Source organism: Zhongshania sp. (assembly GCF_041623545.1).
In the GTDB taxonomy this organism is placed as follows: Bacteria; Pseudomonadota; Gammaproteobacteria; order Pseudomonadales; family Spongiibacteraceae; genus Spongiibacter.
Genome location: NZ_JBFJWS010000350.1, coordinates 1 through 3,136, shown reverse-complemented (window position 1 = coordinate 3,136; position 3,136 = coordinate 1). Strand labels below are relative to the sequence as shown.

Below are 3,136 nucleotides of genomic sequence, written 5' to 3'. Positions count from 1 at the left end.
TCCGCCGACACCGGAATATTCTGCACGAATATCTGCCAGGCAGTACTCCCAGCGCCTATCAGTAGTAGCGCAAGCGCTAGTATTCTGACATGTAGTTTAACGCCTTTCATTCATCGTGCTCCTCGGGGTCTGCTTTTTTGGCGCAGAGGGATTTGTCCTGCAAATATTTCTTACTGGGGTCTACCAATGCGCGGAAAGCGGTCAAAGGCTCCGAACCGACCAGCATAGGCTTAGAGAACTGACGGCGGTCCGCGAGATTGACCTCAACTTTATGTGACTGACCGCCAATACATAGTGTTAGCTCCAATACCGGACGCCGGCTGTAGTCCTTTTCATTTTCATCATAGTCAGAAGCCCGGCGTTTTATGCGGATATGTTTACTCAATGGCAGGGTAACCGACTTCAGGGTATTGTCTGGTAGAACCAAGTCGAAGTGGACTAGATCATCTTTTTTGCCGTGGCCTTTTTCAACTTTGGCATTGATGGCATTGATGGACGCGCTTTCGGCGCCAGTATCGACCTTCGCTTTATAGCGCACGCCCAGCTCTTCAATATAAACGTATTCACTGAGGCCAAATACCTGCTGGGCATCGGCGCCGGCATGAACTGCGTGGCTTAGAAAAAGAGTATTGATCACAAGTAGGCTTAGTAAAACAAATCGCACGGTTTCTCCTTTTGACTTATTGTGCTCCGGCATGCCATAGCATAGTGCACTATCGCGCTATTTAGCTAGCAGGCAAGCGGGGCAATTAAAGCGGATTACGTGGGCTTAGTCCCTAACATCTTTAAAAAGTGCGAGGGTAATATGTCGCACTTTCTGGTGATCAACTATCGGCGCGGGATAATTGCTTAATTCTCTAGGCTGGTGCAGTGCTTTCGCGGCGAGATTCTTGAGTTCGGGTATATAGCGCTTTATAAATTCTCCTTCTGGGTCAAAGCGCTGTCCCTGCGTGGTTGGGTTAAAAATGCGGAAATAAGGCGCGGCATCGGTGCCGGTAGACGCCGCCCACTGCCAGCCTCCATTGTTTGAGCAAAAATCGGCATCGATTAGATTTTCTAGGAAATACCGCTCGCCCCAGCGCCAGTCTATGTGGAGGTCTTTACATAGAAATGACGCGGCAATCATGCGCAGACGGTTGTGCATCCAGCCGGTGGTGTTGAGCTGACGCATAGCCGCATCGACGATTGGGTAGCCGGTGCGGCCGTCTTGCCAGGCCTTGAATAACGCTTGATCATTGGGCCAGGGGATTCGCTCGGTATAGGCCTGAAAAGCTCGGCCCCGCACTACTTTGGGGAAGTGGTAGGCGACATGGCGGTAAAACTCTCGCCAGAGCAATTCATTAAGCCACGTCCCAGCACCACTATTACTATCCCAGATCGCCTCCCCGCATTCCTGTTGCAGGCGTGCCAAGCACTGGCGCGGGCTGAGGATTCCGAGACTGAGCGCTGCTGAAAGCCGCGAGGTATTGTCCAGGCCGGGGAAGTCTCTGGCGGCGCGATAGTCCTCCGCACGTTCAGCGCAAAAGTCCCGGAGTTGCTCTAGGGCGGCATCTTGGCTGGCGGGCCAGGCGTCGGAGTCACGCTCTGGGCCAAAGCTCGGGCATGGGGCGTTTTGAACTGCCTTTGCCCTGCGCTGGGGGCGGCGTAGGCATGTCGGAAAATTAGCGGCTAAGTGATCTCTACAGCGTCTAGAGAATGGCGTAAAAACCTTATATGGGCCACCGTCACCCTTGGCGATGGTTAACGGACTAAGCAGGCTGTCATCAAGTAGCGTCAGAGGAATGCCATTCGCAATGCAGTCTTTATCGCGACGAATTTCGTCTAACAGCCACTCATTGTGAGCGTATACAGTGTCAATTTTATGCTCGCGACAATATTCACTGAGGTGATCGGCGGCATCACGAAAATGGCCGGCGTCGATAACATCGAATACGATGCCGATTTCGCCGAGTTGGCGACCCAAGTCGTCTAGGGCGCGGCGCAAATAGTGGCGACGTATCGGGGCGATAATATGCTCGTTAAGCTGCTCCGGGCACAGCAAGTACACCCCCCGCACTTCGCGGTGATTCGCGCACGCCGCGCTAAGGGCGCGATGATCTAGGCTGCGCAAATCATTGCGAAACCACACTGCGGCCGTCATATCTTACAGACCCATGCGCAGTTTTAAATCGCGGGGGTAAGGATCGAAGTAATATTGATCCAGTAAATAATCGACATGATATTTTTTAAGATAATGGCTCAGCATTTCTAGCGGAACTAGCAGTGGCAACTGCCCGGCGGCGTAGTCGCGAATCGTCTCGGTGAGTTTGAGTCTATCTTCCGCGTCGAGATGATCTTTGAAAAAGCCCTGAATATGCATCAGTGTATTGGTGTGATTTTTGGTACTGGCAATATGCTTTAAAGTCTCCATAAACTTGGCGATATAGCGATTTGCCTTGTCTTCGATGCTCCCGGCTTCCGCGACGATAGGACCAATTTCACGGTAAATAGCTTGGTTGTGAGCAAGTAATAAAAACTTATGACGACGGTGAAACTCCTCGAGACCACTGGCGGTGATGCCGGCAGCAATCAGCGCTTGCCAGCGGGCGTAGGCGACCACCCTCAACACAAAATTTTCCCTTAAATGCACGTCATTAAGGCGGCCGTTTTCTTCGACAGGTAGCAGCGGGTGGGTGGCCATTAGCTGCCTAGCGAAAAGGCCGACGCCAACTTTGCCTAAGCCGTTACCCTTTTCGTCATACACCGGCACCCGCTCCATCCCGCAACTGGGGGATTTGGCGCAGAGTATATAGCCACTAATATCGGTCAGTGTTGGGGTGGTGTCCTTGGCAAAGGTTTGCATGGCGTCGGTAACATTTAAACTGCTGTCACTGCTGCCAATCAGCTGCGGATTTTCTGGGTCGCCTACGAGACGAATAGTGGGGCGTGGCACACCCATGCCAATGGCTTTTTCTGGGCAAATGTTAAGGAAGTCGAAATGGCGACTCAGTTCCTGATCGGCGAAGGGTAGGCGCTTGTGGCCACCGTCATAGCGTACGGGCTCACCGAGTAGACAGGCACTAATACCAATACGAATACGCTGAGAATGTGACATGGCGTTGCTAATCCTTATATTGAAGCTTTGGTACGGTTAAGC

3 protein-coding genes are annotated in these 3,136 nt (G+C 52.3%); all 3 read right to left on the bottom strand.

The window, feature by feature from the left end; translation table 11 throughout:
- Positions 1 to 106 precede the first annotated feature (106 nt).
- Positions 107 to 664 carry an ATP-dependent zinc protease gene (locus ABYT30_RS17670; protein WP_373097807.1) on the bottom strand — a complete coding sequence of 186 codons (558 nt, stop codon included), beginning with the start codon at positions 662 to 664 and terminating at the stop codon, positions 107 to 109.
- Positions 665 to 769: 105 nt separating this feature from the next.
- Positions 770 to 2,140, bottom strand: a complete 1,371-nt coding sequence (gene phrB / locus ABYT30_RS17665) for a deoxyribodipyrimidine photo-lyase (protein WP_373097805.1) — start codon at positions 2,138 to 2,140, stop codon at positions 770 to 772.
- Between the two features lie 3 nt (positions 2,141 to 2,143).
- Positions 2,144 to 3,094 (bottom strand): YbgA family protein, encoded by a 951-nt coding sequence (locus ABYT30_RS17660; RefSeq protein WP_373097804.1) that lies wholly within the window; start codon positions 3,092 to 3,094, stop codon positions 2,144 to 2,146.
- Between the last annotated feature and the right edge of the window lie 42 nt (positions 3,095 to 3,136).

Bases quoted from the DNA above. Each gene is read 5' to 3' on its own strand.
- phrB (WP_373097805.1), bottom strand. From the start codon at position 2,140: ATGACGGCCGCAGTGTGGTTTCGCAATGATTTGCGCAGCCTAGATCAT.
- ABYT30_RS17660 (WP_373097804.1), bottom strand. From the start codon at position 3,094: ATGTCACATTCTCAGCGTATTCGTATTGGTATTAGTGCCTGTCTACTC.